Source organism: Saccharothrix sp. NRRL B-16314, from assembly GCF_000716595.1.
Classification (GTDB): Bacteria; Actinomycetota; Actinomycetes; order Mycobacteriales; family Pseudonocardiaceae; genus Actinosynnema.
This window is the reverse complement of record NZ_JNXC01000021.1, coordinates 130,430-155,733: the sequence shown is the minus strand read 5'-3', so window position 1 is coordinate 155,733 and position 25,304 is coordinate 130,430. Positions and strand designations below refer to the sequence as shown.

The following is a 25,304-nucleotide window of genomic DNA, read 5'->3' as shown; positions in this document are numbered from 1 at the left end:
TCGCTGCACGAGGAAGCGGTCGACGAGCAGGACAACGTGGCGCCGGCGCTCCACGAGATGTCCGACGCGTGGCTGGTCGGCCGCGCGAGTGAGCTCGTGGCCGTGGCCCAGAGCAGCCACCTGTCCGACCAGCTCGACGCGGCGCACGAGGTCGACGAGATCCTGGCCGAGGCGCAGGGTCGCGGCGAGCCGCGGATCGTCGGCCAGCTCCTGCGCGCGGCGGCGGTGGTCCGGATCGTCACCCCCGGCCTGGTCGACCTGTCCGACAGCGTGCTGGACGAGATGCTCGCGCACACCCGGCGGCACGGCCTGCTGGTGCTGGAGGCCGAGGCGCACGCGCTGCGCGGTCGCCGCTACCTGATGGGTGGGTTCGAGGACAAGGCGCTGAGCGAGGTCGCCGGTGGCCTCGCGATGCTGGAGGAAGACCTCGCGCCCGACCCGATGATGGACAAGCGGACCTGGGACCGGCTGCTCGCGTCCGCGCTGGGGTCGACCGGGCTCGTGCTCACCCAGCTGGGCGTCTACGAGATGGCGGACGACGTGCTGGCGCGGGCGCACAACGCGATCCGGGACAGCGCCAACCCGCACCAGATCTACGTGCACCTTCTCAACCGGACCCGGCTGCTGATCGGCTGGGGCCTGCGGCTGGAGCGGGTGGACAACTTCGACGAGGCCACCGAGCGGTTCGCCACCGCGTCCGCCATCGCCACCGCAGTCGAGGGCCCGTTCCGGGAGTCGCTGCACCCCGGGCGGCGGGACCGGACGGCCGCCGAGCAGGTGCCGGTGATCGGCGCGGCGCACGCGCTGGCCAAGCCCGGCGCGGAGCACATCGCGCGGCTGTGGTCGCTGCGCGAACTGGCCATGTACGCCCGCGAGCTGATCATCGTGTCGATCGCCCTGGCCCGCTGCCTCGACATGGAGGACCTGCCCCAGCAGGCGTTGCAGGTGCTGCACGACGCCCGCGAGCGGCTGGAGCACGACACCTCTGAGCCGACGCTCATGCTGTGCCTGACCCGCGAGTACGCCAACATGTCCGGCCCGCACGGCGAGCGCACCATCTCCGCGTTGCAGACCTACGCCAACGCGCTGGAGGTGGAGCTGTGGCTGATGCAGGAGGCCCGCACCGCCACCCTGCTCACCCGGCGCGACCACGAGCGGCTGACCCGGGCGCACGGCGCCATCGCGCAGCAGGCGCTGCAGGACCCGCTGACCGGCCTGCCGAACCGACGCGCCCTTGACGACCGGCTGGCGGGGCTGATCAGCGCGCAGACCCACCCGATGGCCATCGCCCTGGTCGACCTCGACGGGTTCAAGGTGGTCAACGACAAGCACTCGCACGCCGAGGGCGACGACGTCCTGCGCGTGATTGCGAGCACACTCCGGCAGGCGTTGCGGGGTGACGACCTGGTGGCCCGGTACGGCGGCGACGAGTTCGTCGTGCTGCTGCCCGGTGCGCCGCTGCACGCCGCCGAAGCGGCCCTCGGCCGGGCCGTGGATGCCGTCGCCGGACTGCCATCCGACCTGTCCAGAGGGGTGACGCTGTCCGTCGGCGTGATCTCCGTGCGCCCCCGCGAGGCGGCGCACGCGGCGCTGGCCCGAGCCGACTCCGCGATGTACGTGGCGAAACGCCGGGGTGGCTGCCAGGTTGCCGCGGTGGAAGTCGAGCCTTCCTCAGACGCTTAGTATCAGCACCTGGCGGGAAGCCAGGCCCCTCCCGCTGAAGGCACGCACTCAGCTAGGGAGAGCGCTGATGCTCGAGGGTGTCCCCACCCCAGTCAGCACGATCGTCCTCGCAGCGGGTGAAGGCACCCGCATGCGCTCAGCCACTCCGAAGGTGTTGCACCGCATCGCCGGCCGTTCCCTGGTGGAGCACGCCGTGCGCGCCGCCGCCGGTACCGACCCGGACCACCTCGCGGTCGTCGTCGGCCACGGCCGCACGGCGGTCGCCGAACACCTCGACCACGTGTCCACCGCGCTGGACCGCAAGGTCACCGTGGCGGTGCAGGAGGAGCAGGAGGGCACCGGGCACGCGGTCGGCTGCGGCCTCGCCGAGCTGCCCGCCGACCTGTCCGGCACGGTCGTGGTGACGTACGGCGACGTGCCGCTGCTCGACTCCGAGACGCTGCTCGGGCTGCTGGCCGAGCACGGCGCGCGGGGCAACGCGGTGACCGTGCTGACCGCCGTCGTCGCCGACCCCACCGGGTACGGGCGGATCGTGCGGTCCGCGGACGGCTCGGTCGAGGCGATCGTGGAGCAGAAGGACGCCACGCCCGCGCAGCTCGGGATCACCGAGATCAACTCGGGGGTGTACGCGTTCGACGCGGCCGTGCTGCGCGACGGGCTCTCCCGGCTGTCCACCGACAACGCGCAGGGCGAGCTGTACCTGACCGACGTGCTGACCATCGCGCGCGGCGACGGGCGGCGCGTCGGCGCCCTCGTCACGTCCGACGAGTGGCTGGTCGAGGGCGTGAACGACCGCGTGCAGCTGGCGCGGCTGGGCGCCGAGCTGAACCGCCGGCTGGTGGAGCGGGCCATGCGTTCGGGCGTCACGGTGGTCGACCCGGCCACCACGTGGCTGGACGCGGACGTGCAGCTCGACCGCGACGTGCTGATCGAGCCCGGCGTGCAGCTGCGCGCGGGCACCACGGTCGGCGAGGGCGCGGTCGTCGGGCCCGACTCCACGCTGTCCGCGTGCGTGATCGGCGCGGGCGCGTCCGTGGTCCGCACGCACGGCTCGGGCGCGGAGATCGGCGAGGGCGCGTCCGTCGGCCCGTTCTCCTACCTGCGGCCCGGCACGCGGCTCGGCGCCAAGGGCAAGATCGGTGGGTTCGTCGAGGTCAAGAACTCGGACATCGGCGTGGGCAGCAAGGTGCCGCACCTGAGCTACATCGGCGACACCACCATCGGCGAGCACTCCAACATCGGCGCGGCCAGCGTCACGGTGAACTACGACGGGGTGAACAAGCACCGGACCGTGATCGGGTCGCACTGCCGCACGGGCTCGGACAACATGTTCGTCGCGCCGGTGACCGTGGGGGACGGCGCGTACACCGGTGCGGGGACCGTGGTGCGGCGCAACGTGCCGCCCGGTGCGCTGGCGGTGTCCGGCGGACCGCAGCGGAACCTCGAAGGCTGGGTGGTCTCCCGGAGGCCGGGCACGGCCGCCGCCGAAGCGGCGGAACGTGCCCAGACGCCCGAGAATGCAGGCACAACCGAAGAAGGGCGCTGACCGTGAACCTCACGATGGCCGGGACACCCAAGAAGAACCTGATGCTCTTCGGCGGGCGCGCGTATCCCGAGCTGACCGAGCAGGTGGCCAAGCACCTCAACGTCTCGGTGACCCCGCAGTCGGCGTACGACTTCGCCAACGGTGAGATCTTCGTGCGCTTCGAGGAGAGCGTGCGCGGCTGCGACGCGTTCGTCATCCAGTCGCACTGCGCGCCGATCAACCAGTGGCTCATGGAGCAGCTGATCATGGTGGACGCGCTGAAGCGGGCGTCCGCGAAGCGGATCACCGTGATCATGCCGTTCTACCCGTACGCGCGGCAGGACAAGAAGCACCGCGGGCGCGAGCCGATCTCGGCGCGCCTGGTGGCGGACATGTTCAAGACCGCGGGCGCGGACCGGCTGGTGTCGGTCGACCTGCACACGTCGCAGATCCAGGGCTTCTTCGACGGCCCGGTGGACCACCTCTGGGCCATGCCGCTGCTGGCCGAGCACATCCGCGGCAAGTACGCCGGGCGCGACCTCACCGTCGTGTCGCCGGACGCCGGGCGGACCAAGCTGGCCGAGAAGTGGGCGGACACGCTGGGCGGCACGCCGATCGCGTTCATCCACAAGACCCGCGACCCGCTGCGGCCGAACGAGGTCGTGGCGAACCGGGTGGTCGGCCAGGTCGAGGGCCGGCTGTGCGTGGTCATCGACGACATGATCGACACCGGCGGCACCATCACCAAGGCGGTGGACCAGCTGCTCGCCGAGGGCGCGTCGGACGTGGTCATCGCGGCCACCCACCCGGTGCTCTCCGGCCCGGCCGTGGAGCGCCTGCAGAACTGCGGCGCGCGTGAGGTCGTGTTCACCGACACCCTGCCGATCCCGGCGGAGAAGCGGTTCGACGCGATGACCGTGCTGCCGATCGCACCCCTCCTGGCGCGCGTGATCCAGGAGGTCTTCGAGGACGGCTCCGTCACCTCGCTCTTCGACGGCAACGCCTGACCTGCGAGCCCGACCGGTCGGCTCTCCCGAGCCGACCGGTCACCGCCGCGAGCCCTACCTCCAGAACCCGTGAGTCCTACGTTCAGAACGCGTGAGTCCTACGTTCGGGACCCCCGAATTCAACGTTCGCGACGGCGTGCACGGGGGTGTCGGGGACCGGTAGTGAACCCCGATTAGGCCTTGTCGAGCGGGTCGTCCTACACTGTTCAGGTTGCCTCGGCGAGGGCGAGCATCACGCTCGGCGTGATCGACGCGGCGGTTGTGATGCCGCGCGTGTTCACCCTCCGCGCCGCCCGCCGCCGCAGGCCAACCCCCGCTTCGCCCCGCCCGACGTACCCGCCGACGTATACCTGGCCAGACCGTTAGGAGAGCCCCACCGTGTCCGAGGTCCGTCTCGCCGCAGAGCAGCGCACCGAGTTCGGCAAGGGCGCCGCCCGCCGCACCCGCCGCGCCGGCAAGATCCCCGCGGTGCTCTACGGCCACGGTTCCGACCCGAAGCACCTGGCCCTGCCGGCGCTCGAGTTCGCCCGTGTTGTCCGCGAGCACGGTCAGAACGCAGTTCTCACGCTGGACATCGAGTCCTCCACCGAGCTGGCGCTGACCAAGACCGTCACCACGCACCCCATCAAGAACTACATCGAGCACGTCGACCTGCTGCTCGTGCAGCGGGGCGAGAAGGTCACCGTCGAGGTGCCGATCGTCCTCACCGGCGACGCCGCCGCGGCGACCCTCCTCACCCAGGACCTCACCTCGGTGCAGGTCGAGGCCGACGCGCTGAACATCCCCGAGCAGGTCGAGTACTCCATCTCCGGTCTCGGTGCGGGCACCCAGGTGCACGCGTCCGACCTGGTCCTGCCCACCGGCACCACGCTGGTGACCGACGCCGACGCGATGGTCCTCGCGATCAACGCGGCGCCGACGGCCGCCGACATGGACGGTGGCGAGACCGAGGCCACCGACACCGAGGCCACCGAAGAAGGCTGAGCCCATCACGTCGGGCAACTCGAACGGCACGCCTCCCCCGCCGCACGGCTGGGGTGGCGTGCCGTTCCCGTTTCTCACCCCGGCGCAGGTGCGCTCCACGTCTTTCCCCCGCAAGCGCGGCAAGGGCTACGACCCGGCGCAGGTGGACGCGTTCCTGCTGCGCATCGCCGACGCCCTCGCCGGACGCACCCGGCTGCACCCCGACCAGGTGCGGACGATCGCGTTCACCGAGATCGCGGGCGGCTACGACCAGCGGACCGTGGACGACTTCCTGGCCGCCCTGGAGCACCAGCTGCGGTCCGGGCACGTGCCGCCGACGACCCTCCAGACCGGTGACGCGGTGCTGGCGGTGAAGCTCCCCCGATCACCGAACGGCTACGATCGCGGCGAAGTCGACACGTTCCTCGGTCGGGCCGCCGCGACGCTGGACGGCCGGGGGCGGATGACCTCCAGCGAGGTTCGCCACACCAGGTTCACCACGACGTCCGGACTTCGGCGCGGCTACCAGGTGCGCGCGGTGGACACCCTGTTGGACGAGCTTGAGCAGGAGTTGCGGTTCCGTGGTCGATGACGTGGCCCTGGTCGTCGGGCTGGGCAACTCCGGCCCCAAGTACGAGGGCAACCGGCACAACGTCGGGTTCCTGGTGCTGGACGAGCTGGCTTCGCGGGTGGGCGGCAAGTTCAAGGCGCACAAGGGCGGCGCGGAGGTGCTGGAGGGCCGGTTGGCCGGGCGCCGGGTCGTGCTGGCCAAGCCGCGCGGCTACATGAACACCTCCGGTGGGCCGGTCGCGGGCACGGCGAACTTCTACAAGGTGCCGCCCGCGTCGGTCATCGTGGTGCACGACGAGCTGGACCTGCCGTTCGGCACGGTGCGGCTGAAGCTCGGCGGCGGGGAGAACGGGCACAACGGGCTCCGGTCGATCACGAAGTCGCTGGGCACCAAGGACTACCACCGGGTGCGGTTCGGGGTGGACCGGCCGCCGGGCCGGATGGACCCGGCCGACTACGTGCTGCGCGACTTCTCGCTCGTGGAACGCAAGGAGCTGGCCTTCGAGCTGGACCGCGCGGCGGACGCCGTGGAGGCTCTGCTGGAGTTGGGGCTGGAAGCCGCCCAGAACAAATTCCACTGAGCACAAGTTCCACTGGGCACCTACGGCGAGTGGAAGTGACGCGCCGGGCGCGGCCGAGCGGTGTGCCGGTCGACCGCGCCTCCAACGTGCCGAAGCGCGCGTTCAGCCGGCGGGCACCAGGGAAGCCGCGGCGGAACGGCGGAGCTTGCCGGACGGGGTCTTGGGCAGGCTTCCGGGCTTGAGCACGACCACCGAGTACGGACGCGCGCTGACCGCGTCCATGACCCTCGCGCTGATCTCCTTGCTCAACGCCCGCACCGCGTCGTCGTCACCCACCAGCTTCGACTCGACCACCACGGCGAACCGCTCACGCCGCGTGCCCGCGTCCAGCCGCACGGCCATCGCGTTGCCCGCGCGCACGCCCTCAACGGCCGCCGCCGCGCGTTCGATGTCCGTCGGGTAGATGTTGCGACCACCCATGATGATCACGTCCTTGCGCCGCCCGCACACGACGACCTGGCCGTCGGCCACGTAGCCCTCGTCGCCGGTGTCCAGCCAGCCGTCGGCGTCCCGGGTGGCCACCGGGCCGTCCACGGTGAGGTAGCCGGGCGTCACGGCCTCGCCGCGCACCCGCAGCTGCCCGACCTCGCGTTCGCCCAGCACCGCGCCCTCGGAGTCGACGACCTGCACCTCGAGCCCCGGCAGCGGCGGCCCGAGCAGCGGGAACTCCCGCGCGTTCGGGCTGCCCGCCGGCACCGGCACGGCACGGTGGCCCGCCTCCAGCTCCGCCGGGTCCACCACGTCCACCGCGATCCCGGTGAACACCGGCGCGAACGCCACGCCCAGCGTCGTCTCCGCCATGCCGTACGCGCACAGCACGCACTCCGGCCGCAGCCCGAACCTCGCGCCCTCGTCGGTGAACGCCTTCACCGCGGCCGGGTCGATGGGCTCGGCGCCGTTCAGCGCGATCCGCAGCTTCGACAGGTCGAGCGCGCCGTCGTCCACGCCCTTCATGCGGCGCGCGGCGATGGCGTACGCGAAGTTCGGCGCGGCGGTGATGGTGCCCTGGTAGCGGCTGATCAGGTCCGGCCACAGGGTGGGGCGGGTGAGGAAGTCGACCGGCGTCACCTTGACCAGGTCGATGCCGAGCAGCATGGGCACGGTCAGGAAGCCGACCATCCCCATGTCGTGGAACAGCGGCAGCCAGGAGACCATCCGGTCGGTCTCCGGGTCCAGCTCGGCGGCGATCTCCATGGCCTTGGCGTTGGACCACAGGTTGCCGTGCGTGATGCGGACGGCCTTCGGGTCGGCGGTCGACCCGCTGGTGAGCTGGAGCAGCGCGGGCATGTCCTCGTCGACGTGGACGGGCGCAGCCAGCGGCTCACCGGTCAGCTCGTCCAGCTTGCGGTAGGCGACGCCGTGCTCGTCCAGGACGCCCGACAGCGCGTCGAACGGCGTGCCGAGCAGCACCAGCTTCGCGTTGATCATGCCCAGCACCCGGAGGGTGTCCCCGGCCCACTCGGCCAGGTCGGTGCGGGCCGTCGGCTGGTGCAGCATGGTCGTGCTGCCGCCGGCCAGCCACACGGCCTGCACCGCGGGCGCGATCACGGCCGGGTCGCCCGCGAGCACCGCGACCGAGTCGCCCCGCACGATCCCGTCGGCCACGAGGGCGCCCGCCATGCGGGTGGCGTGGTCGTGAACCTCCGCCCACGACCGGCGGACGGGAGCGTTCGGCTCCCCCGTGGTCATCCCCCGCTCCCGTGCTCCGGCACCCGAAGCGGTTGCCACCATCGTGTCAACGAACCTGCTCATGTCGAACAGGGTAGAGCGATCTTCGAAGCATTGAGCCGATAGGGCGAAACGACCGGGCCGTCGTCCGGCGATACTCCCCGGTACACACTCGAAGGAGGTAACGGGTGACCGGGTTCGGCGCGCGCCAACACCTGCCGGCACATCCGGCGCCGCTGTTGAGCGCGCGGGATCTGCGGCAGGTCGCCTTCCACCGTCCGCCCCCGGGCCTGGCCGGGTACGACGAGGGGCAGGTGGACACCTTCCTCGACCGCATCGAGGAGACCCTGCTGGGTCGCGACGACGTGACCGAGCAGGACGTGCGCAGCGCGCGGTTCAGACCCGGCCGGCCCGGGTACCACGCGATCGAGGTCGACGCGTTCATGGACCTCGTCGCCGAGACGCTGGGTTCGACGCCCCAGCGGCAGCAGGCCTCCGCACCGGCGCAGGGCGCGCACGCGACGTCGACCGGGATGCGTCCCGCGGCGGCCGGGCTCACGCCGCAGGACGTGCGGGCCGTGCGGTTCCACAAGCCCAGACCGGGGAACCGCGGCTACCACGAGGGCGAGATCGACGCGTTCCTCGACCGGATCGAGAACACCCTGGCGGGCCGGGACGTGCTGACCGCGCAGGAAGTGCAGGACCACGAGTTCGGCTACGCGCCGCCGGGGCAGGTCGGGTACGACGAGGACGACGTGGACACGTTCCTCGACCTGGTCGTGGTGACGTTGGAGCGCTCGCCCCTGGTGGCGTTGGAGCGCCCGCTCGCCCCGCCTCCGCCCGTCCGGCCGCGTCCTGGTCCGGGCACCCGCCCGTTGACCGCGCGTGACGTCCGCACAGCTGCCTTCGGGAAACCGCCACGCGGTCGGCGCGGGTACCACGAGACGCAGGTCGACAAGTTCCTGGACCGGATCGAGAACACGCTGCTGGGGCAGGACGACCTGAGCGCGCGCGAGGTGCGCGAAGCCCGGTTCAGCCGGCCGATGTTCGGGCGGCGCGGGTACGACGAGACCGAGGTCGACGCGTTCCTGGCGCGGGTGGAGAAGCAGCTGGTCGACGACCCGCCGGCGCCGGGTTCGCTCCGGCCGGTCGCGTTGCCGCCGATCACGTCGTGGAAGCAGCTCCGGGCGATCAAGATTCCGGTGGCCGGGCCGGCGCAGCGCGGGTACCGGACGTCCCAGGTGGACCGGATGTTGGAGGAGGTCGGCATCGCGTTGGACGGCATGGTGGGCGCCTCCTCGGCGGAGGTGGCCGAGGCGACGTTCGCCACGTCCCTGATGGTGGGGCAGGGCTACGACTGCGCGTTCGTCGACGAGCTCATGCCCCTGCTCGTCACCGAACTCCGCCGCCGGGGCCGCTGACCCTCACGCCCCGTGAGTCCTACGTTCCCGCCCCGTGAGTCCTACGTTCAGAACGCGTGAGTCCTACGTTCAGGACCCCCGAGTTCAACGCTCAGAACAGTCGATCTAGCACTGAGCGTTGAACTCGGGGGTTCCGAACGTAGGACACGGGGGTTCTGAAGGTACGACTCACGCGTCCTGAACGTAGGACTCACGGGAGAGGGGGTCAGGACTCGGCGGTCTCGGCGGCCTCGAGCCACTGGGCCTCGACGCCCTCGGCCTCGACCAGCACGGCCTTCAGCTCGGCGTCCAGGGCCATCAGGCGCTCCGGGTCGGTGGCCGCCTCCGCCAACGCCGAGTGCAGCTGGGCCTCCTTCTTCTGCAACGTCTCCAGCCGCCGTTCCAGCCGGGCCAGCTCCTTGCGCGCGGCACGCTGATCAGCCGCCGACGACGCCGGCGCGGACGAAGCCGCCTTGGGCGCCGCGGTCTCGACCTCCTTCTGCCGGTCCCGCCGCCGCAGGTACTCCTCGATCCCGCCGGGCAGGTCGGTCAGCCCACCCTCGCCGAACAACGCCACCACCTGGTCGCACACCCGCTCCACCAGGTAACGGTCGTGCGAGATCACCACCAGCGTCCCCGGCCACGAGTCGAGCAGGTCCTCCAGCTGCTGCAACGTGTCGATGTCCAGGTCGTTGGTCGGCTCGTCGAGCAGCAGCACGTTCGGCTCGGCCATCAGCAGCCGGCACAGCTGCAACCGCCGCCGCTCACCGCCGGACAGGTCACCGACGGGCGTCCACTGCTTCTGCGACGAGAACCCGAACCGCTCGGCCAGCTGCGACGCGGACATCTCCTGCTTGCCCAGCACCACCCGCCGCGCGATCTCCTCGACGGCCTCCAGCACCCGCATCGACCCGTCCAGGTCGTGCAACTCCTGGCTGAGGTGCGCGAGCTTCACCGTCTGCCCCTGGACGCGCTTGCCGGTCTCCAGCTCGCGCTCACCGGCCAACGCCTTCAGCAGCGTCGTCTTGCCCGACCCGTTGACGCCGACGATCCCGATCCGGTCGCCCGGCCCGATCCGCCACGTCAGGTCGCGCACGAGCGTCCGACCGGGCACGGTCAGCGTCGCGTCCTCGAGCTCCAGCACCGTGCGCCCGAGCCTGCGCTTGGCGAACGCCAGCAGCTCGACCGAGTCGCGCGGCGGCGGCACGTCGGAGATCAGCTCTTCCGCGGCCTCGATCCGGTAGCGGGGCTTGGACGTGCGGGCGGGTGCGCCTCGGCGCAGCCACGCCAGCTCCTTGCGGGCCAGGTTGCGGCGCTTCTCCTCGATCGTGTCGGCCAGCCGGGCGCGTTCGGCGCGGGCGAAGATCCAGTCCGCGTAGCCGCCCTCGTACTGCTCGACCTTGCCGTTGACGACTTCCCACGTGCGACTGCACACCGTGTCCAGGAACCACCGGTCGTGGGTGACCACGACGAGCGCCGTGCGCCGGGCCAGCAGGTGGTCGGCCAGCCAGCGCACACCCTCGACGTCCAGGTGGTTGGTCGGCTCGTCCAGCACGACCAGGTCCAGGTCCTGCACCAGCGCCGCCGCCAACGCCACCCGCCGCCGCTCGCCACCGGACATCGTGCCCACGGGCGAGTCCAGCCCGAACCCGGTGATGCCGAGGCCGTCGAGGATGGACCGCACCCGCGCGTCGGCCGCCCACTCGTGCTCGGCGTCGAACCCGAGCGGGTCGATGACGGCGTTGCGGACGGTCGAGCCCTCGGCGAGTTCGGTGCGCTGGGTGACTACCGCCATCCGCAGCCCCCGGTTCTGGCTGACCCGGCCCTCGTCCGGTTCGGCGAGCCCGGCCAGGACCTCCAGCAGCGTCGTCTTGCCGCCGCCGTTGAGGCCTACGACGCCGATGCGGTCGCCTTCGCCGACGCCGAGGGACACGCCGTCGAGCAGCGGACGCACGCCGAACGACTTGGAGACGTTCTCCAAGTTGACCAAGTTGGCCATGTACCAGCACCTTCATCGAGAGACAGGGGTATGCGCAGTACGCCAGCCTAGCTACCGCGCCGGTAACGACGGTCCGCACCGACCCGACGTACCGGCTGTAGCCGAGCGAGGGAGTCCGATGTCACAGCTGAAGTGGGTCGCCGGCGCGTTGACGGCCCTGGTGGTCGCGGGGTGCGGCACCACGCCACCGGCCACGACGACGGTCACGGTGCCGGCCGCGACGACACCGGCAGCGACCGAACCAGCGGCAACCGCGCCGGCAGCGACCGAACCGGCGGCGACCGAACCGGTGGCGAAGACCTGCACCGTCCCGAACGTCGTCGGCATGATCCACCAGACCGCGCAGGACACCATGCAGGCCGCAGGCCTCTTCATGCTGCGCGAACAGGACGCGACCGGTCAGGGACGGGTGCTCGCCCTGGACCGGAACTGGACCACGACCGCGCAGACGCCGGCCGCCGGGCAGGTCGTCCCCTGCGACACCGAGGTGCTGCTGTCGGCCAAGAAGAACGACGAGTAGCTCAGGCGTGCACCTCGGGCGGGATCGGCCGGGGTGCCTCTTCGGTGCCGATGACGCGTGCGCCGTGCACCGGGCCTTGCGCCACGCGCACCGTCCGGCACACGCCCGCGCCCGCCAGTTCGGCCGCCACCCGCACCGCGGAATCGCCGTCGGTGCACAGGAACGCGCAGGTCGGCCCGGATCCGGACACCATGCCGGCCAACGCGCCCGCGTTCACGCCCGCGCGCAGCGTGCGGCGCAGGTTCGGCCGCAGCGACACGGCCGCCGCTTGGAGGTCGTTGCCCAGCAGCAGCGCGAGCTGACGCGGGTCGCCGGACGCCATGCCTTCCAGCACGGCCTCCGCCTCACCGACGCGGGGCGGGTCGCCGTCCGCGCGCAGCCGGTCCAGCTCGTCGAACACCTCGGGGGTGGACAGGCCGCGCCGGTCGAACGCGAGCACCCAGTGGAACGTGTGGCGGGACAGCACCGGGACGATCCGGTCGCCCCGGTCGGTGCCCAGCGCGCTGCCGCCGTAGATGCCGAACGGGACGTCGGCGCCGATCTTGCCCGCCAGCGTCGCCAGGTCGTCCCGGCTGATCTCCAGCCGCCACAGGGCGGCCAGGCCGACGAGCGTCGCCGCCGCGTCCGCGCTGCCGCCCGCCATGCCGCCGGCGACCGGGATGGCCTTGCGGATCACGACCCGGACCTTCGGGTCGTCGGGGTCGCGGCCGACGTGCTCGGCCAGCACCCGCACCGCCCGCCAGGCCAGGTTGGACGCGCCGGTGGGGACGGCGTCGGCGCCTTCGCCGTGCACCTCGACCCCGGGGTCCTCGGCGATGGCGACGGTGACCTCGTCGGTCAGCGACAAGGCCTGGAAGATCGTCACGAGGTCGTGGTAGCCGTCCGAGCGAAGATCGCCTACAGCCAGGTGCAGGTTGACCTTGGCCGGGACGCGGACCGTGACCGGGGGTGGGACGACAGCGAGCACGCCATGAAGCGTACGGGCGTTTCCGGGTTGTCCGCTCCTACCGACCCCTGACCTGCTGCGGGATGCTGTCGGTACCATTCGGCACCGACCGGCACCACGCAGTTGTCCACAGATCTGCGAGTTGTCCACAGGCCCGCGCCGACCGCGCGCCTTCGTCGGACCAAGCCGGCAAGATCAAAGCAGGGGTCCCCTTGGCGAGGACCCCTGCGAAGCGATTCCGGCCGCGCCGACGGCCGCGACACCGGCCGTCGGCCGGACGGCAAACCCGGGCGGCCCGGCGGACCCGGCGGAATGCCCAACTGACGGACGGGCGGACGGCTGACGGCTGACGGCTGACGGCTGACGGCTGACGGGGCGGACTGTTCGGCTGCCGAAAGTCCGAACTGCCCGACGGCTGATCCGTCGACCGGCGGACGGCTGGCAGGCGGGCGACTGGCAGGCGGGCGCGCCGGGCAGGCCGGGCAGGCAGGCGCGCCGGGCAGGCCGGGCAGGCGGGCGGCCGGGCGGCCGGGCAGCTGCCGAACTGGCAGCAGCTGACCGACCCTCGACCGTCCAAGCCGCCGAACGCCCAAACCGGTCCACGCTGTCGGACCGGTCCAGGCGGTCGGATCGTCAGACGGCGAGCACCGAGCCCGCGAACGTCTCCTTGATGTAGTCCTTGACCTCCTGCGACTGGAGCAGCGCGAGCAGGTCCTTGACCCGCTGGTCGTCCTTCAGCTCGACCCGCGTCACCAGCCCGTTCGCGTTCGGGTTGCCCTCGGCCCGCTCCAGCGCCAACGCGTCGGACGACGGCTTGAGGCCGGCGTCGATGGCGTAGTTGCCGTTGACCACCGCCGCGTCCGTGTCGTCCAGGGATCGGGGCAGCTGCGCCGCCTCCAGCTCCACGAACTCCAGGTTCTTCGGGTTCTCCGCGATGTCCCGGATGGTCGCCGTCTTCTCCGTGCCCGGCTTCACCTTGATCACGCCGTTGTCCTGCAGCAGCTTCAGCCCGCGCGCCTCGTTCGTCGCGTCGTTGGCGACGGCCACCCGCGCGCCGGACGGCAGGTCGGCCAGCGCCTTGTGCTTCTTCGAGTACACGCCGAGCGGTTCGATGTGCACTGGGCCGATCCACTCCAGCGCGGCGCCGCTCTCCGCCTTGAACGTGTCCAGGTACGGCACGGTCTGGAAGTAGTTCCCGTCCAGCGAACCGTCCACCAGCGCGGTGTTCGGCTGCACGTAGTCGGTGAACTCGACGACCTCGATCTTCAAGCCCTTCGACGCGGCCAGGTTGTCCGCCACGTACCGCAGCACCTGCGCGTGCGGTACGGGGCTGACGCCGATCCTCAGGGCCGCGTTCGGGTCCGAGGCGGCGCCGCCGGTGTCGCCACTTCCGCAGCCCACTGCGGTCAGCAGCACGGCGACGAGGGCAGCACGAATACGCATGTCGTTCCTTTTGGGAGGTTCTTGCCAGGAGGGTGTTGCCGGGAAGAGATCAGACAGATGTGGTGCGCCGGCGGTCCACGCCGCGCGCGACCCGGTTGGTGACGAGCTGGATCGCGGTGGCGATGACGGCCAGCACGACGACCGTGCTCCACAGGTACCGGTCGTTGAACCGCTGGTAGCCCATCCGCACGGCGAGGTCGCCGAGTCCTCCGCCGCCGACCACGCCGGCCATCGCCGAGTACCCGAGCAGCGCGATCGCGGTCACGCCGACCGCGTTGACCAGGGCTGGCGCCGATTCGCGGAGCAGCACGCTGCGCACGATCCGCAGCGTGGACGACCCGGTCGTGACGGCGGCCTCGACCACCGACACGTGCACCTCGGCCAGCACGTTCTGGACCAGCCTGCCGACGAACGGGATCGCGCCGACCGACAGCGGCACGATCGCCGCCGTCGGTCCGATCGTGCTGCTGAGCAACAGCCTCGTCAGCGACGTGAGCACGACGAGCAGCACCAGGAACGGCATGGAGCGGCCGAGGTCCACCACGAACCCCAGCACCTTGTGGAGCACCGGCCGCGGCCTCAGCCCACCGGGAGCGGTGAGCTGGAGCCAGATGCCGACGGGTGTGCCGAGCAGAACCGCGATGACGGTCGAGACGACCACCATGTACAACGTCTCACCGGTAGCCAAGAGCAGTTGGTCGAAGACCTCCGACCAGGGTGTCGCAGACCTCACGCAGCTACTCCCTGGGGACCCGACAGGGTCCGCCGCACCGAGCCGCCCGCCTCCGAGATCCACTCCAGCGCCGAGTCCGCGCGCTCGCCCTTCAGCCCGACCCGGAACCGCGCGACCGGGGTCTCCCCCAGCCTGGTCAGGCCGCCGCCGAGCAGGTTCAGGTCGACGCCGAACCGGCTGGTGGCCTCGGGCAGCAGCGCGCCGACGGCGGCGAAGCCGATCAGCACGACGTCCGCGACCCGGTCGAACGAGCCTTCGGCGGCGGGGTTCTGGTCCACGGCGGGCAGCAGCGAAGCGGCCGTGCGGCTGGCGGCGTCGGACACCAGGTCGAGCACCTTGCCGTGCTCGACGACGCGACCGTTCTCCAGCACCGCGGCGTCGTCGCAGATCCGCCGGACCACGCCCATGTCGTGCGTGACCACGAGCACCGTCACGCCCAGCTCGGCCCGCGCCCGGTCCAGCACGGCGAGCACCGAGCCGGTGGTGTCGGGGTCGAGCGCGGACGTCGGCTCGTCGGCCAGCAGCACCGACGGCGACGCCGCGAGGGCGCGGGCGACCGCGATCCGCTGGCGCTGGCCACCGGACAGCTGGTCGGGGTACGACCCCGCCTTGTCGGTCAGGCCGACCAGGTCGAGGAGTTCGGCGACGCGGTTGCGGCGCTGCGGCCCGGCGACGCCCGCGGCCTCCAGCGGCAGCGCGACGTTGCCCGCGGCGGTGCGCTGGCGGAGCAGGGAATCTCCTTGCGGCACAACGCCGATCTGCCGGCGGGCGGCCCGCAGCGCGATGCCGTCGAGCGAGACGAGGTCGGTGCCGTCGACGCGGATCGAGCCGCTGTCCGGGCGCTCCAGCAGGCCGACGCACCGGGCGAGGGTGGACTTGCCCGAACCGCTGGGGCCGACGACGCCGAGGACGGTGCCCGCGGCGACGTCCAGGTTCACGCCGTCCAGCGCGCGAACCTGCCCGGTACTCCCGGGGAAGGTCTTGGTGAGGTTCTCGACAGTGATCACGTTTCGCTCCACGACTGCATGCGGCCGGGCACGCTCACGGCGTGCCGGACCGGCGGCTCCAGCTCAGAAGGGTGTCCCGCGAGAGGACGCGAGGATTCGAAAGCGCCTAGGGCTTCAGAAGCTGCGACAGGCCGAGGACGTGCGGCGACCGTGGTCGACGACCCGCCGGCGGGTGAGCATTCGCATCCTGGGCACGTGATCCTCCATCGATCCTGGCGGAAGCACCTGCCCCGTGGGGGGTGGTTGCTGCGGCGTCGTAGAGCCAGGTCTCTCAGCCGCTCGGGATGGCAACACGAGTACACCTGACCCGACCCGGCCGACGCAAGCCTGTAACCGGATCGTCCGGCAAATCACACTTTCGGCCGAAAGATCAACGTCTATCGAGCGGTAGCAGCCTCGGCTATCCGGATGAAGGCACTGACGTCCAGTTGTTCGCCGCGCACCGCGGGGTCAACGCCCGCCGCGACGAGCAGCCGCTCGGCCTCGGCCGCCGAACCGGCCCACCCGGAGAGGGCGCCGCGGAGCATCTTGCGCCGCTGCGCGAAAGCCGCGTCCACCAACGAGAACAGCAGCTTTTGATCCACAGTGGACAGTGCGGGGTGCCGTTCGAACGCGACCAGCGCGGAGTCCACGTTGGGCACCGGCCAGAACACCGAGCGCGGCACCGGGCCGGCCCGCCGCGCGTCCGCGTACCAGGCGAGCTTCACGCTGGGCACGCCGTAGACCTTGCTGCCCGGTCCGGCGGCCATCCGGTCGGCCACCTCGGACTGCACCATCACCAGGCCGGTGCACAACGACGGCAGCTCGGCCAGCAGGTGCAGCACCACGGGCACGGCCACGTTGTACGGCAGGTTCGCGACGAGCGCGGTCGGCTCCACGGGCAGGTCGGACGGTGTGACGCGCATCGCATCGGCGTGCACCACGCTCAACCGGTCGGCCAGGCCGGGCGCGCGTTCGGCCACCGTCACCGGCAGTCGGTCCGCCAGCACCCCGTCGATCTCCACGGCCACCAGCGCGCGGCACGACGGCAGCAGCGCCAGCGTCAGCGAACCCAGGCCGGGGCCGACCTCCAGCACCACGTCGTCGGCGCGCAGCCCGGCCGCGGACACGATGCGCCGCACCGTGTTCGGGTCGTGCACGAAGTTCTGGCCGAGCTTCTTGGTGGGGCGGATGTCCAGCTCGGCTGCCAGCCGACGGACGTCGGCCGGGCCGAGGAGCGAACTCCCCGACCCGGCCGACGTCGAATCCTCAGTCACCGATCCATTCTCCACCACGTCGCGCCCGGACCCGCACCACCACGCGAGGTCGCAGGCGGCGCCGGGTTACGGCAGGCCCAGCTTCTGCTGGCAGTGGGGCCACGCGGAGTAGCCGCCGCGGGCGTCGCGGAGCTTGGTCGCGATGGCGATCTGCTGCTCGCGGCTCGCCTGGTGCGGGTACGCGGCGTACTGGCTGCCGCCGTAGGCGTCCCAGGTGCCCTTGTTGAACTGGAGGCCGCCGTAGTAGCCGTTGCCGGTGTTGATGGCCCAGTTGCCGGTCGCCTCGCAGTAGGCCAGCCGGTCCCACACCTCGCCGTCGGGCGGGAGCTTCGTGCCGACCTTGACCTTCTTGGCCACCGGCTCCTTGGTGACCTTCGCGCCCAGCTTCTCGCGGCCGACCTCGGCGCCGTTCTTCACCGTGACGCGGTAGGTGACGATCTGCTCGCCGGGCACACCCGGCTCCAGGACCTCTTTCTGGCCCTTCATCATCGTGTCGTCCGTGACCTCCTCGACGGGCGGCTGGATGGCCTCCGTCGCGTTGACCACCGACACGCCGGTGCGCGTGATGTGCACCTCGGCGCCGTTCGTGACCTTCAGGTCCAGCGCCGTCCCGAGCTGGTCGTCCGGCCCGAGCGACAGGTTCTCGGCCTTCAGCAGCTCGTCCACGGTCACCGCCGTGGTCCGCACCTGCCGGGGCGCGTTGCCGCCGTCGTAGACCGTGACGGTCTTGAGGCTCTTGACCTCCAGCGCGATGCCCTCGAGCGGCACGTCCATGCCGCGGTCGTGGGAGAGCCAGGCGCCGTCGTCCTGGACCTGGAGCTGGTCCAGCGCCTCGTCCACGGTGACCGAGCGGACCCAGCCCTCGCGCTGCTCGCCGTCGACCGTCATCTTCACCAGCCGGCCGCGGTCCAGCGAGATCTTCCCGCCGTCGCCGACCTTCGCCTGGGGTGACGGGCTGAGCGCGTCGTGCTCGCCGATCGTGATGCCCTCGTCGGCCAGGATCTCGCCGACGGTGGACTCGTAGGTGCGGACGGTCTTGGCTTCGCCGTCGACGTCGACCGTGACGGACTTGTCCATCGCGATCGCGGTGGCGCCACCGCCGGAGACGGTCACCAGCACGGTGAGGACCGCGGCCTTCAGGAAGCGGCGCTTCCACTTCCCCGCGGCTTCGACCAGCGCGGCGGGCGGGGCGCTCGGCTGCTCGGCAGCCATGCTGCCCGCGACCCGGTCCTGGGAGACCTCGTCGGGGATGATGATCGGGGGGAGGAGCGTGGTCTCGGCGTTGATGAGCCGGATCAGCTCGTCGACGTCGACGTTCGCGCCGGCCAGCAGTTCGTCCGCGTCCGGACCGAGCACTTCGAGCACGTCGTCCGGGGTGATGGTGAACACCGCGGTGTCCCATTCGGACGGCGGCCCGGGTCTGTCCAGGACGTCGACGCCTGTCGGCGCCACCTGCACGGGCGTAAACCAGTCGGTGTCCTCGTTGAACGAGTTCACGGGGTGCCATACCTCCTGAAGGCGCGAAGTCCGGCTGCGCGCACGGTCGATGTCGGTGGTCAGCTCGTGATCTCCGGCAACTCCTGTGCGTCCGCTCGTCTTCTCGCTTCTGGTGTCTGTGTGACCCGCCCCGACTGCGGGTGCGTCCCGATTTTCAAACTCGGGCCACGGTCACGGGACCGTAACGGGTGTCCGGGGGTTGTGCAAACACCCCTGCAAGCCTTGTGACCTCAGTCACTCCGTCGGCGGAGCAAGTGTGTCCGCCATTCGTCGTAAGAGGGATTACGACTCCGCCACGTCACGAAGACCGAAGATCCGTTCGGCGTTTCGGGTGATCTTCGACGCAAGATCGGCCGGATCTACGTCACGCAGTGTCGCCAAGTCCCGGAGTGTGTAGTTCGCGCAATACGGTTCGTTCGGGCGACCCCGGTACGGGTGAGGGGTCAGGAACGGCGCGTCCGTCTCGACCAGGACGTGGTCGTCCGGCACCCAACGGGCGGCTTCCCTGAGGGCTTGGGCGTTGCGGAACGTCACGGCGCCCGCGAACGACAGCACGAAACCACGCTCCACGCACGCGCGCGCGAAGGAGAGGTCGCCGGAGAAGCAGTGGAAGACCACTGTGGAGGGCGCGCCTTCGGTGTCCAGCACGGCGAGGATGTCGTCGTGCGCGTCCCGGTCGTGGATCATCAGCGCCTTGCCGACCCGCTTGGCGAGGTCGATGTGCCACCGGAACGCCTCGTGCTGGGCGCTTTTCGGCGCGTAGTCCCAGTAGTAGTCCAAACCGGTCTCGCCGATCGCGACGACCCTCGGCCGTTCGGCGAGTTCCGCCAGCGCGGTCCGCTCCGCGTCGCCGAACGCGGACGTGCGGGTGGGGTGCAGGGCGACGGCGGCGAACACCCGGTCGTCCCACGTGGCGGCTTCGGCGGCCCAGTGCGCGGAGGCCAGGTCGTCGGCGACGGTGATCACGCGGTCGACACCGGCGAGTGCGGCCCGGTCGAGGATCTCGCGGACCTGCTCGGGCGTCTCCGCGCCGCACGCGTCCAGGTGGGTGTGGGCGTCGACCACCGGCGCCGGAAGGGTTTCCGGGACCGGTGGCCGCTCGCCGCGGCGTTTCGTCACTTGAGCCGGGCTACTTGACGATCGGGGCCCACTCGGGGCCGGTCTCGCCCAGCTCCGGGTCGAGCTTCGCGAACAGCGGCGCGGGCTTCGCCAGCGGCCGGCCGACCTCGATCGGCGTGGACGCCCACGTCGCCTGCTCGCCCGCGTAGTCGCCGGTCAGCACCGGGTACCCGCGGTCCGGCACGTCCAGGTCCTCGACCTCGGTGATCTCCGGCTGCGCCGCCCACACGCCCGTGCCGCCCAGCGCCTCGTGCACCTTCTGCGCCGAGTGCGGCAGGAACGGGGTGAGCAGGGCGTTCGCGTCCTGCACGACCTGCAACGCGGTGTGCAGCACGGTGTCGCGGCGCTCCGGGTCGTCCTTGAGCTTCCACGGCTCCTGGTCGGACAGGTAGCGGTTCGCCGCGCCGACCACCTTCATGGCCTCCGAGGACGCCTGCTTGAACCGCGAGCGGCGCAGGTTCGCGCCCACCGTGCCGAACGCCTTGCGGCTGAGTTCGAGCAGCTCGTGGTCGGCCCGGGTGGGGTTGGTCGGCCTCGGCACGGCGCCCACGTTCTTGTGCGCCATCGAGATCGACCGGTTGACCAGGTTGCCCCACTCGTTGGCCAGCTCGAAGTTGGTCCGGCGGACGAACTCCTCCCAGGTGAAGTCGGTGTCCTGGTTCTCCGGGCCGGCGACCGAGATGAAGTAGCGCAGGGCGTCCGGGCCGAACTCCTTCAGGAAGTCCGTCACGTAGATGACCGTGCCGCGCGAGGTGGAGAACTTCGAGCCGCTCATGGTCAGGAACTCGGAGCTGACCACCTCGGTGGGCAGGTTCAGCGCGCCGAACGCGCCCGGCTCGCCGCCCTTCGCGCCCTGGCCGTTCTGCCCGAGGAGCAGGGAGGGCCAGATCAGCGAGTGGAAGACGATGTTGTCCTTGCCCATGAAGTAGTAGCCCTGGGCGTCGCCGGTCCAGAACTCCTTCCAGGCGTCGTCGTCCCCGCTGCGGCGGGCCCACTCGACCGACGCGCTGAGGTAGCCGATGACCGCGTCGAACCACACGTAGAAGCGCTTCATCGGCTGCTCGCTCCAGCCGTCGAGCGGGATGGGGATGCCCCAGTCCAGGTCGCGGGTGATGGCGCGCGGGCGGAGGTCGCCGATGAGGTTCTGGCTGAACTTGAGCACGTTCGGGCGCCACTCGGTGCGGGTCTGGAGCCAGCCGCCGAGCGCGTCGATGAACTGCGGCAGGTCCAGGAACAGGTGCTCGGTCTCGACGAACTTCGGCACCTCGCCGTTGATGCGCGAGCGCGGGTTCTTCAGGTCGATCGGGTCGAGCTGGTTGCCGCAGTTGTCGCACTGGTCGCCGCGGGCGCCGTCGTAGCCGCAGATCGGGCAGGTGCCCTCGATGTAGCGGTCGGGCAGGGTGCGGCCGGTGGACGGGCTGATCGCGCCCATCTCGGTCTTGGGGACGACGTAGCCGTTGCGCCAGAGGGCGAGGAACAGCTCCTGGACCACCTTGTAGTGGTTGCCGGTGGTGGTCCGGGTGAACAGGTCGTAGGACAGGCCGAGGCCGTGCAGGTCGTTCGCGATGACCCGGTGGTACTTGTCCACGAGCTCGCGGGTGGACATGCCCTCCTTCTCGGCCTGGACCGAGATGGGCGTGCCGTGCTCGTCCGAGCCGGAGACCATCAGCACCCGGTTGCCCGACATGCGCATGTAGCGGGAGAACACGTCGGAAGGGACACCGAAACCGGAGACGTGACCGATGTGGCGGGGGCCGTTGGCGTAGGGCCACGCCACCGCGGTCAGCACGGAGGCACTCATGGGCCAAGCCTACGGAGGTGCGTCCAGCAGGTTTTCGCGGGTCGGGCTGGTCGCGTCCGACCGCTGACGACCACCGGCCGCGCGCCGGCGCGGAGCCGCGGACGCGCTCCGCCACCCCGGTCAGGAGCCCCTGACCACCGCGTCGTACAGCGCCTTCTTGCCCACGCCCGCCGCCTCCGCGACCTCCGCCGCCGCCGACTTCATCCGCTCCCCGTCGGCCACCCGCTGCTTCACCTCGGCCACCAGCGCCTCCATCGGCGGCGCCTCACGGGTCTCGGCGGGCGCCAGCACGACCGTGATCTCGCCCCGCACCCCCTCGGCCGCCCACTCGGCCAGCTCACCGAGCCCACCCCGCTTGACCTCCTCGTACGTCTTGGTCAGCTCCCGGCACACCGCCGCCCGCCGGTCGTCGCCCAGCACCGAGGCCGCGTCGGCGAGCGTGTCCGCCAGCCGATGGGGTGATTCGAAGAAGACGCACGTCCGCGGCTCGTTCGCCAGCGCCGCGAACCACCGCTGCCGCTCGCCCTGCTTGCGCGGCGGGAAGCCGTCGAAGCAGAAGCGGTCCGACGGCAGCCCCGACAACGCCAGGGCGGTCGTCACGGCGGACGGTCCGGGCAGGCACGTGACCCGGATGTCCTCCTCCACGCACGCCGCCACGAGCCGGTAGCCGGGGTCGGACACGCTGGGCATGCCGGCGTCCGTCACCAGGACGACCGTCTGCCCCTCGTGCAGCGCCTCCAGCAGCTTCGGCAGCCGGGCCGTCTCGACCTGGTCGTAGAAGCTGACGACCCGCCCCGACGGGGTCACCCCCAGGGCCGTGGCCAACGACCGGAGTCTCCGGGTGTCCTCCGCCGCGATCACGTCGGCCGATCCCAAAGCGTCCACCAGGCGCGCCGAAGCGTCCCGGACGTCGCCGAGCGGAGTAGCGGCCAGCACCAAACGGCCTGATCCAGATACAGGTCTCACACCTCTCACCCTACGATCGGCGACGTGAGCCTGATCGCACCGCAGTCCGCAGACGACGTGGTCGAGGCCGGCGAGGTTCCGCCGGCGAGCCCTCCTCCGGGCAACGACCGCGAGGAGCGGGCACGCCAGCTCGAACCCGGCCCCCTGAGCGACGCCCTGAGGGGCTGGCTCGTCACGCTGACCGTGGCGCTGATCGGCGGCGTCGTGCGGTTCTGGAACCTGGGGTTCCCGACCGACAAGGGCACCCCGATCTTCGACGAGAAGCACTACGTGCCGCAGGGCGCGTCGGTGCTGCGCAACGGCGGCTACGAGGACAACCCCGGCTACGAGCTGATCGTCCACCCGCCGCTGGGCAAGCAGCTGATCGCGCTCGGCGAGTGGCTGTTCGGCTACGACGGCGTCGGCTGGCGGTTCGCGTCGGCGGTCGTGGGCACGTTGACGATCCTGCTGGTGGTGCGGATCGCCCGGCGGCTCACCCGGTCCGACCTGATCGGCGCGATCGCCGGTGTGCTGCTCATCGCGGACGGCGTGAGCCACGTGCAGTCGCGGATGGGGATGCTGGACATCTTCCTGGCGTTCTTCGTGGTGGTGGCGTTCGCGTGCCTGGTGGTGGACCGGGACCAGGTGCGGTCGCGGCTGGCCGTCGCGGTGCGCGAGGGGTGGGCGACGAGCTCACCGCTGGGTCCGTGGCTGGGTTTCCGCTGGTGGCGGTTCGCCGGTGGGGTCGCGCTCGGCCTGGCGTGCGGCGTCAAGTGGTCCGGGGTCTGGTACATCGCGTTCTTCGGCGTGCTGTCGGTGCTGTGGAGCGCCACCGCCCGCCGTGCCGCCGGGGTGGAGCGGCCGTGGCTGGGGTCGTTCGCGAAGGACCTGCTGCCGTCGCTGTTCGCGCTGCTGGTGATCCCGATCCTGGCGTACCTGGCGACGTGGTGGGCGTGGTTCACGTCGGAGACGGCCATCGACCGGCACGTCGTGGGCGGGAAGCTGCCGGACGACTCGTGGATCCCCGACCCGCTGCGGGCGCTCTGGTACTACAGCGGGAACGTGCTGGACTTCCACACCAAGCTGGTGACGTCGGAGACGAACCGGCACCCGTGGGAGTCGAAGCCGTGGACGTGGCCGATGGGCCTGCGGCCGATGCTCTACTACTTCGAGGGCGCGGTGCAGGGCTGCGGCGGGCCGACGTGCGTCGGCGCGATCATGCTGATCGGGACGCCCGCCATGTGGTGGCTGGCGTTCCCGGTGCTGGCGTGGGCGCTGTGGCAGTCGATCACCCGGCTGGACTGGCGGTACGCGGCGGTGCTGGTCGGGTACGGCGCGGGCTTCCTGCCGTGGTTCCTGAACGTCGACCGGCAGATGTACTTCTTCTACGTGACGCCGATGGCGCCGTTCCTGGTGCTGGCGATCGCGTTGGCGTTGGGCGAGATGCTGGGGAAGCGGACGGACGGCAAGGAGCGCCGCGGCACCGGCCTGCTCGCCGTGGCGCTCTACGTGGGCCTGGTCGTGGCCAACTTCGTGTGGCTGTGGCCGATCCTCAACGGCATACCGATCACCCCGGAGACGTGGGACGCCCAGAAGTGGCTTCCGTCCTGGAACTGACAGGTCCGGCCCCCGGGTCCGGCTCCGCCGGCGTTCAGCCCGGCAGCTCGGTGAGCACGGGGTTGCGGATGCTCTCGTAGATCACCGAGCTGCGGAAGCTGATGACTTCACGGCGTTCGCTCAGCCGGTCGATGAGGAACGCGTGCAGGTGTTCCAGGTCCTGCACTGCCAGGTGGATGAGGAAGTCGTCGTCGCCCGCGACCACGTACATCGCGGTCACCTCGGGGAGGGCGCCGATGGCCGGCTTGAAGTTGTCGATCACGGCGCGGCTCATGGGCCGCAGGCGGGCGGCCACGAAGGCCTGGACGGGGCGGTTGAGGGCGCCCAGGTCCACGTCCGCGTGGTAGCCCTTGATCACGCCTCGCTCGCGCAGGGCGCGCACGCGCTCCAGGCACGTCGACGGCGCCACGCCCAGCCGCCTGGCCAGCTCGCGGTTGGTCAGCCGCGCATCCAGTTGCAGATTCCCGACGATCGCCGAATCAAGTTCGTCCACGGTTCGATCATGGCAGACCACGCCGAACGAAGTTCGGAGGCGCTGGACCACGCCATTCAGGTGGAGAAGTCTGAGCCCTCTCCACCGAACGAAATGGAACCGACCGTGCTGCCCACCAAACTGGCCCTGATCCTCCGCGACGACCTGCCCGCCAACCTCGCCGCCAACGCCGCCGTCGTCCTCGGCCTCACCCTCGGCGCCCGCCTCCCCGACCTCCTCGGCGACGACGCCAAGGACGCCGACGGCACCGCCCACCTCGGCCTGAACACCCACCCGGTGCCGGTGCTGACCGCGCCCGCCGACACCATCAAGGCCCTGCACCGCGCCGAAGGCGTGCTGAAGATCGGGTTCACCGAGGTGGCCCGCCGGTCCCGCACCTACCCCGAGTACCTCGAAGCCCTCTCCCGGACCGAGGACCCGGAGTTCGTCGCCGTCGCCCTGTACGGCCCGCGCGCCGACGTCTCCCGGCTCACCCGCAAGCTGCCCCTCATGGCCTGAGCCACGGCGGCGGACCGGCCGCCGCCGTCGGGC

General features: G+C 71.2%; 22 protein-coding genes and 1 riboswitch. Of the genes, 10 read left to right on the top strand and 12 right to left on the bottom strand.

The features are described from left to right. Positions 1–36 precede the first annotated feature (36 nt). The 6 genes from OQ02_RS26245 (at position 37) to pth (ending at position 6,329) form a co-directional block, all read left to right on the top strand. A complete protein-coding gene (locus OQ02_RS26245) occupies positions 37–1,683 on the top strand; it encodes a GGDEF domain-containing protein (RefSeq protein ID WP_033441235.1) in 1,647 nt (548 codons plus the stop codon). A 67-nt stretch (positions 1,684–1,750) separates the two neighbouring features. Continuing rightward, complete coding sequence (gene glmU, locus OQ02_RS26240) at positions 1,751–3,229, top strand: bifunctional UDP-N-acetylglucosamine diphosphorylase/glucosamine-1-phosphate N-acetyltransferase GlmU (protein WP_033441234.1); 1,479 nt, start codon at positions 1,751–1,753, stop codon at positions 3,227–3,229. Positions 3,230–3,243: 14 nt separating this feature from the next. Continuing rightward, on the top strand, positions 3,244–4,215 hold the full coding sequence (locus OQ02_RS26235) for a ribose-phosphate diphosphokinase (protein WP_033441328.1): 972 nt from the start codon (positions 3,244–3,246) through the stop codon (positions 4,213–4,215). Between the two features lie 378 nt (positions 4,216–4,593). Further along, positions 4,594–5,199, top strand: a complete 606-nt coding sequence (locus OQ02_RS26230; RefSeq protein ID WP_033441233.1) for a 50S ribosomal protein L25/general stress protein Ctc — start codon at positions 4,594–4,596, stop codon at positions 5,197–5,199. A 58-nt stretch (positions 5,200–5,257) separates the two neighbouring features. Then, a complete protein-coding gene (locus OQ02_RS26225) occupies positions 5,258–5,770 on the top strand; it encodes a DivIVA domain-containing protein (protein WP_033441232.1) in 513 nt (170 codons plus the stop codon). Further along, positions 5,760–6,329 (top strand): aminoacyl-tRNA hydrolase, encoded by a 570-nt coding sequence (gene pth, locus OQ02_RS26220; protein ID WP_033441231.1) that lies wholly within the window; start codon positions 5,760–5,762, stop codon positions 6,327–6,329. Before OQ02_RS26225 ends, pth begins: the two co-directional genes overlap by 11 nt. A gap of 102 nt (positions 6,330–6,431) precedes the next feature. On the opposite strand, the gene OQ02_RS26215 is transcribed toward pth, so the two are convergent. Further along, entirely contained in the window at positions 6,432–8,081 is a 1,650-nt protein-coding gene (locus tag OQ02_RS26215; RefSeq protein WP_033441230.1) for a fatty acyl-AMP ligase, read from the bottom strand. Between the two features lie 104 nt (positions 8,082–8,185). Here OQ02_RS26215 and OQ02_RS46760 point away from each other — a divergent pair, with 104 nt between their 5' ends. Continuing rightward, positions 8,186–9,418, top strand: coding sequence for a DivIVA domain-containing protein (locus OQ02_RS46760; protein ID WP_063747154.1), 1,233 nt, complete (start codon positions 8,186–8,188; stop codon positions 9,416–9,418). A gap of 205 nt (positions 9,419–9,623) precedes the next feature. Here the strand turns inward: OQ02_RS46760 and OQ02_RS26200 are convergent, their stop codons facing one another. After that, positions 9,624–11,396 (bottom strand): ABC-F family ATP-binding cassette domain-containing protein, encoded by a 1,773-nt coding sequence (locus OQ02_RS26200; protein WP_033441229.1) that lies wholly within the window; start codon positions 11,394–11,396, stop codon positions 9,624–9,626. Positions 11,397–11,514: 118 nt separating this feature from the next. Between OQ02_RS26200 and OQ02_RS46065 the strand changes: the two genes are divergently transcribed. Then, positions 11,515–11,916 carry a PASTA domain-containing protein gene (locus OQ02_RS46065; RefSeq protein ID WP_063747153.1) on the top strand — a complete coding sequence of 134 codons (402 nt, stop codon included), beginning with the start codon at positions 11,515–11,517 and terminating at the stop codon, positions 11,914–11,916. Position 11,917: 1 nt separating this feature from the next. Here the strand turns inward: OQ02_RS46065 and OQ02_RS26190 are convergent, their stop codons facing one another. From OQ02_RS26190 to rsmI, 9 genes are all read right to left on the bottom strand, one after another. Next, positions 11,918–12,883, bottom strand: coding sequence for a 4-(cytidine 5'-diphospho)-2-C-methyl-D-erythritol kinase (locus OQ02_RS26190; protein WP_033441228.1), 966 nt, complete (start codon positions 12,881–12,883; stop codon positions 11,918–11,920). A 612-nt stretch (positions 12,884–13,495) separates the two neighbouring features. After that, complete coding sequence (locus OQ02_RS26185; protein ID WP_033441227.1) at positions 13,496–14,305, bottom strand: MetQ/NlpA family ABC transporter substrate-binding protein; 810 nt, start codon at positions 14,303–14,305, stop codon at positions 13,496–13,498. Positions 14,306–14,354: 49 nt separating this feature from the next. Then, positions 14,355–15,038: a methionine ABC transporter permease gene (locus OQ02_RS26180; protein ID WP_033441226.1), complete on the bottom strand. Its 684-nt coding sequence runs from the start codon at positions 15,036–15,038 to the stop codon at positions 14,355–14,357. Further along, the gene (locus tag OQ02_RS26175; protein WP_033441225.1) at positions 15,035–16,045 is read right to left on the bottom strand and encodes a methionine ABC transporter ATP-binding protein; all 1,011 of its coding nucleotides are present in this window, start codon (positions 16,043–16,045) and stop codon (positions 15,035–15,037) included. The genes OQ02_RS26180 and OQ02_RS26175 overlap by 4 nt, the downstream gene beginning before the upstream one ends. A 200-nt stretch (positions 16,046–16,245) precedes the next feature. Then, positions 16,246–16,336: riboswitch (SAM riboswitch) on the bottom strand. 86 nt (positions 16,337–16,422) lie between these two features. After that, positions 16,423–17,301 carry a 16S rRNA (adenine(1518)-N(6)/adenine(1519)-N(6))-dimethyltransferase RsmA gene (gene rsmA, locus OQ02_RS26170; protein ID WP_033441224.1) on the bottom strand — a complete coding sequence of 293 codons (879 nt, stop codon included), beginning with the start codon at positions 17,299–17,301 and terminating at the stop codon, positions 16,423–16,425. 66 nt (positions 17,302–17,367) lie between these two features. After that, positions 17,368–18,798, bottom strand: coding sequence for a resuscitation-promoting factor (locus OQ02_RS26165; RefSeq protein WP_033441223.1), 1,431 nt, complete (start codon positions 18,796–18,798; stop codon positions 17,368–17,370). A 282-nt stretch (positions 18,799–19,080) separates the two neighbouring features. Continuing rightward, on the bottom strand, positions 19,081–19,917 hold the full coding sequence (locus OQ02_RS26160) for a TatD family hydrolase (RefSeq protein ID WP_033441222.1): 837 nt from the start codon (positions 19,915–19,917) through the stop codon (positions 19,081–19,083). A 10-nt stretch (positions 19,918–19,927) separates the two neighbouring features. Beyond that, the gene (metG, locus tag OQ02_RS26155; RefSeq protein WP_033441221.1) at positions 19,928–21,718 is read right to left on the bottom strand and encodes a methionine--tRNA ligase; all 1,791 of its coding nucleotides are present in this window, start codon (positions 21,716–21,718) and stop codon (positions 19,928–19,930) included. Between the two features lie 120 nt (positions 21,719–21,838). Next, positions 21,839–22,693: a 16S rRNA (cytidine(1402)-2'-O)-methyltransferase gene (gene rsmI, locus OQ02_RS26150; RefSeq protein WP_442973679.1), complete on the bottom strand. Its 855-nt coding sequence runs from the start codon at positions 22,691–22,693 to the stop codon at positions 21,839–21,841. A gap of 15 nt (positions 22,694–22,708) precedes the next feature. Between rsmI and OQ02_RS26145 the strand changes: the two genes are divergently transcribed. Beyond that, positions 22,709–24,280, top strand: coding sequence for a dolichyl-phosphate-mannose--protein mannosyltransferase (locus OQ02_RS26145; RefSeq protein WP_033441219.1), 1,572 nt, complete (start codon positions 22,709–22,711; stop codon positions 24,278–24,280). 34 nt (positions 24,281–24,314) lie between these two features. Here OQ02_RS26145 and OQ02_RS26140 read toward each other — a convergent pair whose 3' ends face one another. Next, positions 24,315–24,773 (bottom strand): Lrp/AsnC family transcriptional regulator, encoded by a 459-nt coding sequence (locus OQ02_RS26140; protein WP_033441218.1) that lies wholly within the window; start codon positions 24,771–24,773, stop codon positions 24,315–24,317. Between the two features lie 105 nt (positions 24,774–24,878). On the opposite strand from OQ02_RS26140, the gene OQ02_RS26135 reads away from it, so the two are divergent. Continuing rightward, positions 24,879–25,271: a DUF2000 domain-containing protein gene (locus OQ02_RS26135; RefSeq protein WP_197043501.1), complete on the top strand. Its 393-nt coding sequence runs from the start codon at positions 24,879–24,881 to the stop codon at positions 25,269–25,271. The last annotated feature ends 33 nt before the right edge of the window (positions 25,272–25,304 follow it).